This is a genomic window from uncultured Empedobacter sp. (assembly GCF_937930195.1).
GTDB lineage: Bacteria > Bacteroidota > Bacteroidia > Flavobacteriales > Weeksellaceae > Empedobacter > Empedobacter stercoris.
The window spans coordinates 1-5,894 of sequence record NZ_CALGVK010000131.1 but is presented as its reverse complement, the minus strand read 5'-3'; the positions used below and the strand labels follow the sequence as shown (position 1 = coordinate 5,894).

The 5,894-nt window shown below is 31.9% G+C and carries 5 protein-coding genes; 4 read left to right on the top strand and 1 reads right to left on the bottom strand.

The annotated features are described in order from the left end of the window. From Q0616_RS07705 to Q0616_RS07695, 3 genes are all read left to right on the top strand, one after another. On the top strand, nt 1-926 hold a 926-nt coding region (locus tag Q0616_RS07705; RefSeq protein ID WP_298776233.1), incomplete at its 5' end, for a T9SS type A sorting domain-containing protein. 149 nt (nt 927-1,075) lie between these two features. Next, nucleotides 1,076-1,630, top strand: coding sequence for a transposase (locus Q0616_RS07700; protein ID WP_298776232.1), 555 nt, complete (start codon nt 1,076-1,078; stop codon nt 1,628-1,630). Between the two features lie 148 nt (nt 1,631-1,778). After that, nucleotides 1,779-3,074, top strand: coding sequence for a DUF3748 domain-containing protein (locus Q0616_RS07695; RefSeq protein ID WP_298776231.1), 1,296 nt, complete (start codon nt 1,779-1,781; stop codon nt 3,072-3,074). Nucleotides 3,075-3,251: 177 nt separating this feature from the next. Here Q0616_RS07695 and Q0616_RS07690 read toward each other — a convergent pair whose 3' ends face one another. Beyond that, nucleotides 3,252-4,760 (bottom strand): carbon-nitrogen hydrolase family protein, encoded by a 1,509-nt coding sequence (locus tag Q0616_RS07690; RefSeq protein ID WP_171623741.1) that lies wholly within the window; start codon nt 4,758-4,760, stop codon nt 3,252-3,254. Between the two features lie 105 nt (nt 4,761-4,865). Here Q0616_RS07690 and Q0616_RS07685 point away from each other — a divergent pair, with 105 nt between their 5' ends. Next, complete coding sequence (locus Q0616_RS07685; protein WP_298776229.1) at nt 4,866-5,894, top strand: hypothetical protein; 1,029 nt, start codon at nt 4,866-4,868, stop codon at nt 5,892-5,894.

Here is a 5,894-nt window from a genome sequence, read left to right as displayed (position 1 = left end):
CACAATCAACACAATATATATGTGGTAGTGGTACCGTTGCAGACTTAATGGCTTTAGGTGCCACAGGTAGTACCATAGAATGGTTTAATAGTATAAATGCAACAGTACCTTTGGCTAATAATACACCTTTAATTAATGGAACGTATTATGTAAGTCAAAAAATAGGAAATTGTTCATCTACGAAAAAAGCAGTTGCTGTGATAATCATTAATACTGCCGCTCCAATATACACTTCTTTACAAGTTTGTCAAGGAACAATTATAGGAGAGGTTGAGTGGAGTTCTCCTTCAGGGGCTGTTTATGAATGGTTTAATTCACCTACTGCACAAACTCCGTTAGCTAACACAACTGTTTTACAGTCAGGAACTTATTATGTTGGTAGAAATCAAAACGGATGTAAATCAGCAAGAGCATCCGTTCACGTAACAGTCTATGATTTACCAAATTCACCTACAGGTGAGAGTATTCAAGTTTTACAAAGTCCTGCTGTTGTAAGTGATTTGATTATGGATCAAACAAATGTTATATGGTATGCGTCTTATAATAACGCTATTCAACATATTAATGCATTGTCACCAACAACTAGCCTTACTGATGGAGCTACTTATTATGGTGTTATACAAAATGAAAATGGTTGTTATAGTATGCCAACAGCGGTTACAGTTGAATTGTTTTTAGGAGTAAACGAATTGGATAAGTCTAAATTAAAAGTTTATCCTAATCCTACAACTGATATGCTATTTGTAGAGTATTATGAAACTATTGATTTCATTGAAGTATATAATCTACTTGGTCAGCGAGTAGGAGAGACTAAATCAAGCGCAAATGAAGTTCAAATAGATTTGCAGCATTTAGCATCAGGTACTTATATGTTAAAAATAACCAGTGGTGAGAATAGTACACTCATCAAAGTAGTTAAAAAATAATTTCAATTTTAAACCCATCTCTTAGAGATGGGTTTTTTTATATAATCATTTTAACCCGATCGCGCGGATTTAACTTCGTTCAGTCGGCTAAAGCCTCGAGTGTAATCCGTGCTTTAAATAAAATAAGTTCATTGAAATAAAATAGTATCATGTCAACAAAATACAAAGCAACCGATAGTAGCAGTGCCTATTTTATAACCATAACAACAGTAGGTTGGGTAGATATTTTTACACGGCTAAATCAAAAAAATGTAATTATAGATGCCTTAAGATATTGTCAAAAGCATAAAGGTTTAGAAATCTATGCTTATGTTTTAATGCACAGTCATTTGCATTTACTTTGTAAAAGTGTAGGATCTTTAACATTAGCAGAAATAATGCGAGATTTTAAAAAGTACACAAGTAAAAAAATAATAGAAACCATAATAAATGAACCTGAAAGCAGACGAGAATGGATGTTAAACTATTTTAGTGAAGCTTGTGCACATTTAAAACGCCAGCAACAATATAAGGTTTGGCAAGATGGTTACCATGCAGAATCTGTTTATTCTAATTCATTTATAAAGGAGAAGATAAATTACATTCATCAAAATCCTGTAAAAGAGAAAGTGGTTGTAAATGCAGAAGATTATTATTTCAGTTCGGCACGTAATTATGCAGGTTTGGATAATGATTTGGAAGTTGAGGTAGTGTTTATGGGGTAGATATAGATGTATAGATAAGGTCACGGATTGCAAATCCGCGACATCGGGGATTTTTCTAATTAAACTATCGAAGGAAATAAATAAATTGACGTTTTTCTTTTGATTGAAGGTTGGAATAAAACCAAAAATCAATTTTAAATTTGCCATTATGACAACTCTAATACATACAAATTCGCCAACTCAACTAACCTTTGATAATTTTGGACACACTTTGCATCATTTCCAAATCGAATCATTCGATGGTAAATATTTGGTTTATGATACTCGTAATGATGACACAAAAATTGGAGAAACTTCTTCTATTTTTTTATTCAATACCAAAACGTTAGAAAATCAGTTAATTTATAAAACCCAAAATCAAACACAGTTTGGACCTGGAGTTGGAGCGGTGTCATTTTCTCAAATCAAAAATAAAGTCATTTTCATCCATGGAATTCGCAATGCGAATCAAACAAATCCATATTCAGCTACAAGAAGAACTGCGGTAGCAATTGATTTAGAATATCCGAATCAACCCATTTTTATGGATGCTCGCAACATTCAGCCCCCATTTACCAACGGAGCTTTGAGAGGTGGAACACATTCGCATTCGTGGAAAAAAGAAACGAATTGGATAAGTTTCACGTACAACGATTTTATTTTAGAACAAGAGTCAAAGCACAATCCTACCGTTAAAGATCAGCGCGTAGTTGGAATGATGTTTCCCCAAAAAGTAGAAGTTAATTTTGATGAAAATTTAGAGAATAATTCGGGCGAAATGTTTTCAATCATCGTTTCTAAAGTTGTTCCGTTTCCTACAAATGGAAGTGATGAAATTGAAAAAGCTTTTGATGAATGTTGGATAAATTCTTCTCATGACATTGCTTTTCAAGGATATGTAAGAGATAAAAATGGTGATTTGAAAACTGAAATTTTTGTCGCAACTATTCCTGATAAAATTATTATTGACGAAACCGATAATTTATTAGGAACGACAACAACATTACCAGATGTTCCGAAGTGTATTTCGCAGAAAAGAATCACATTTACCAAAAAAGGAATTAGTAACTTTCGTCATTGGTTACGTTCTTCTCAAGACGGAAAAGTCATCTACTTTTTAATGGAAGATGAACATCAAACTACACAATTATTTGGCGTAAACTTGATTTCTAACGAGATTATTCAATATTCATTTTTAGAACAATCAATTGATTCTCCTTTCAATCTATCTGTTGATGGAAAATTAGCTGTTTTTTTTAGTGATCAAAAAATTATCATTTTAGATCTAACTGAAAAAAAATCGAGCGTACTTTATCAAAACAACACATTCAATCATCAGTTAACAGGAATCCCTCATTTTTCAAATAACCGAAAAAAAATCTATTTTAATCAATTTGCACCGAATAAATTCAATAAAAAATATATTCAAATCTTCGAAATAGAATTAAATTATGATTATGATTAATGTTAAAATTCGAATTGTGATATTAAATGTTTTGTTTTTATAAAAATTTAGTTCTACATTTAGAATAGATTTTCAACCGAACCTAAAATCTATATCGTTAATTATTGTTCTTATTCAAGAGATAGTCACAAGAATAAGAACTAAAACAAAACCTCCATTTTGGAGGTTTTGTTTAGGTTATTTTATCAATTGCACTTGGTACAAATCTTTTCGTCTATCCTTCATTGTTTTTACTGTTCCATATTCATGCAACTCTTTCAAAAGGTACAAATCGACGTCAGCAACAAGAACCATTTCGGCATTTGGGGTCGCTTCTGCCTTCACTCCATTATTTGGAAATGAGAAATCTGAAGGCGTAAAAACAGCCGATTGAGAATACTGAATATCCATATTGTTAACGCGTGGTAAATTCCCTACAGAACCTGCAATTGCAACATAACATTCATTTTCTATGGCACGAGCTTGCGCACAACTACGGACACGAGTATATCCATTTTGCGTATCTGTCATGAAAGGAACAAATAAAATTTCCATTCCTTGATCTGCCAAAATTCTGCTTAATTCAGGAAACTCGACATCGTAACAAATTAGTAATCCAACTTTACCACAATCCGTATCAAAAACTTTGATTTCATCACCACCATTTAACGCATAATACTTGAATTCGTTTGGTGTAATATGAATTTTACTGTACGAATCTAATTTACCCGAACGATGACAAAGAAAAGACGTATTGTATAGTTTACCATCTTTTAGATGTGGCATCGAACCAGAAATAATATTGACATTATAGGTGATGGCAAATTCTTGAATTTTCTTTACAATATCATCTGTCATCGTTGCCAATTGATGCATCGCTTCGATTTCCTTCAAGTGATTGTAAGGACTCATCAACGGTGTATTGAAAAACTCTGGAAACATGATAAAATCCGAACCATAATCACTAACTGCATTTACAAAGAATTCGATTTGATCATAAAAATCCTGTAACCCATTAAACAAACGCATTTGCCATTGCACCAATCCAAGACGAATATTACGTTTGGTAGGTGAATTTGATGTTAATTCTGATTCATAATAGATATTATTCCATTCTAATAGCGTCGCATATTCTAACGATTCTTTATCGTCTTTCAGATAATTTTTCAAGATTTTTTTGACATTAAAATCATTGGAAATTTGGAAAGCCAACGTAGAATCATATATTTCTTTGCTTTTTACTTTCTCAATATATTGACGAGGTGTTAATTCTTTCGAATATTTATAATAATTTGGAATACGACCACCTGCGACAATCGACTTCAGGTTCATCTCTTCACACAATGCTTTTCGCTCATCATATAAGCGTCTACCTAAGCGAAGTTGACGATAATTTGGATGCACAAAAACCTCTATTCCATACAAAATATCACCTTCAGAATCATGTTTCAAGAATTTCCCATTAGAAGTAATCGTATCGTAATCTGACTCAAGATTTGTTTTCTTAGAATTTACAATAATACTTAATGCAGAAGCTACAACTTTGCCATCAACTTCAACACACAATTGTCCTTGTGGAAAAATAGCTAACAATTCTTTTATTTCTTCAACTGTCCATGTTCCAAGTTGATTGTGATAAGCTTCTTTTGTTGAAATAGTCAAATCACTATAATCTTCAAGTGTCAAATTTCTGACTTGAATATTCATTTTATTAAGATTTTTATTTGGTCTTAAATTAACAAATAATAATCCAATTTACAATTATAAAAAAATAAATTTACGCTTACCTTCGTAAGGTAGATGAATTAGAAAATGAAAGATGTAAAAATAGCATTTAAAAAGTCCATTTATCCTATTTGCGAAGAGTTGAATCATTATTTAGAAAAATATCATCGCACAACTAAAGCGAGTATAGAATATGATGATTTGATGCGTTTTTCGGGCTGTGTTGCTTTGGAAGATAAAGAAGGAAATGACACCCATTGGTTGGGTGTTTATTATACCGATTCGGAGCATCAAGAAATACAAGATAGTTTGAATAGAATTTACACCTACTTGCACTCGGATGGTGATGAAGAGTCGTTACCTTATCTCGTTGTTGATTCTATTGATTATTGTACATTCGGAAATTCGAAACCCTTCCGAATTCGTGTGAGAAATATTCTGAATGATAATTATACCAATTTCTATATTAAACAAGCAGATGCTTCGCGTATTTATGGTTTAGAATTAGAAGATATTTTGTCTCCGCACCGAATTAATTTTTTGGTGTATAAGAACACGCTTATTGAGGAACATATTTTAGGAATACCAGGCGATGTTTTCATTAAAAATGATTTGGATAAATGTAACGATTTAGAAAAAAATCAGATTGCGAAGGAATTTGTAAAATTTAATGAACGTTGTTTTATTGGTCTTTTGGGCGATATGCGTTCGTATAACTATGTGGTAATTCCGATCCATGATTTTGATCAAGTGATTTACAGAATTCGACCAATCGATTTTGATCAACAATGTTATGAAGGAAATTTAAAAATTTATCGACCACAATATTTTAAAGAGAATCGAGTAATGGTTGATTTAGTCAATGATCGTTTAAAACCTAATTCTATCGATCAATATCGAAAAGAAGTAAAATCATTGATCACGAAAAGAATCTCAAACAGCTCAAAGCGTTTTCGAGATTTAATGAAAATCATAAAAAAAGACACGATTTCTAAAGATGAAAATATAGAACAATTACGAAAAGGTTTCGCTAAGTTTTACAAAGACCAATCGTATGAAGAGTGTAAGACTATGGGCGAAATTTTGCATAAAGCTATCATTAACAGTTTGGAATAA

Coding starts and splice junctions, on each gene's coding strand:
- Q0616_RS07700 (WP_298776232.1), top strand. CDS start 1,076: ATGTCAACAAAATACAAAGCAACCGATAGTAGCAGTGCCTATTTTATA.
- Q0616_RS07695 (WP_298776231.1), top strand. CDS start 1,779: ATGACAACTCTAATACATACAAATTCGCCAACTCAACTAACCTTTGAT.
- Q0616_RS07690 (WP_171623741.1), bottom strand. CDS start 4,760: ATGAATATTCAAGTCAGAAATTTGACACTTGAAGATTATAGTGATTTG.
- Q0616_RS07685 (WP_298776229.1), top strand. CDS start 4,866: ATGAAAGATGTAAAAATAGCATTTAAAAAGTCCATTTATCCTATTTGC.